Origin of the sequence: Nocardia mikamii NBRC 108933, assembly GCF_001613505.1 — a bacterium.
In the GTDB taxonomy this organism is placed as follows: domain Bacteria; phylum Actinomycetota; class Actinomycetes; order Mycobacteriales; family Mycobacteriaceae; genus Nocardia; species Nocardia mikamii.
On the sequence record NZ_BDCM01000038.1, the window covers coordinates 1 to 1,119 of the forward strand.

Annotated in this window: 1 protein-coding gene; it reads left to right on the forward strand. The window is 66.6% G+C overall.

The window, feature by feature from the left end; all coding sequences use genetic code 11:
- Positions 1-122: 122 nt before the first annotated feature.
- Positions 123-1,119: IS481 family transposase (locus NMI01S_RS33625; protein ID WP_157126516.1), on the forward strand; the 997-nt coding region annotated here is incomplete at its 3' end.

Sequence of the window (1,119 nt, forward strand, 5' to 3'; positions counted from 1 at the left end):
CCTAGATGTTGCGGGTCGTGACGTTGGTGACGTCTGGGGTGGGGTGAGCTGAGGGGACGGGTCTTTCGGCGGCAGGATGGAAAACGCCAATCCTCCGTCCGTTCAACCGGAAAGACCCGTCCGTGACCCACCGTAATGCCCCGCTGTCCGTAGAGGGCCGCCGCCGGCTCGTCCAGCGCTGTCGGACCCGCCCGATCGCTCATGTCGCCGCCGAGATGGGGATCTCCCGCCAGTGCGCGTCGAAGTGGGTGAACCGGTGGCGCAGGTTCGGGGAGCTGGGGCTCGAGGACCGGTCGTCGGTTCCGCACCGTCAGCCGTCGTCGACCCCGGCTGTGGTCGTGGCCGATATCGAACGGATGCGCCGCGGTAACAAGTGGTCGGCGCGGCGGATCGCGTTCGAGTTCGACGCCGCCGGTGTCGATATCTCGGTGCGGACTGTCACCCGCCAGCTGGCGCATCTGGGGCTGAACCGGCGCAGATTCATCGACCCGGCCGGAGAAGGCAACCGGGCCCCGCGCCGGATCACGGCCCGCTGGCCAGGGCACATGGTGCACGTCGATGTGAAGAAGGTCGGCCGGGTCCCCGATGGTGGTGGCTGGCGTGTACACGGTGCTGGTTCCGAGCAGGCCAAAGCCGCTGCCCGAGCCAAGAAGCGTGGTGCCCGAGCGGGTTATGTCTACTTGCACTCCGCGGTCGACGGGTACTCGAGGCTGGCCTACACCGAGGCTCTCGACGACGAGAAAGCCTGCACTGCTGTCGGTTTCGTGCACCGGGCACGGGTGTTCTTCGCCGCGCACGGCATCGGGTTCGTTCACCGGATCGTCACTGACAACGGCGCCTGCTACAAGGCCCGCGACTTCGCGAAAGTCCTCCACGGAGCCCGCCACCAGCGAATCCGACCCTACACGCCGCGACACAACGGGAAAGTGGAGCGCTACAACCGGATCCTGGCCGAGGAATTCCTCTACGCCCGGGAATGGACCTCGGATCTGCAACGCCGGCAGGCGCTGCAGATCTGGAACATCCATTACAACTACCATCGACCCCATTCGGCCGCCGGCGATCGGCCACCAGCCAGCCGCCTGCATGCTGGCGTCACCAACGTCCAGGCCTCATACA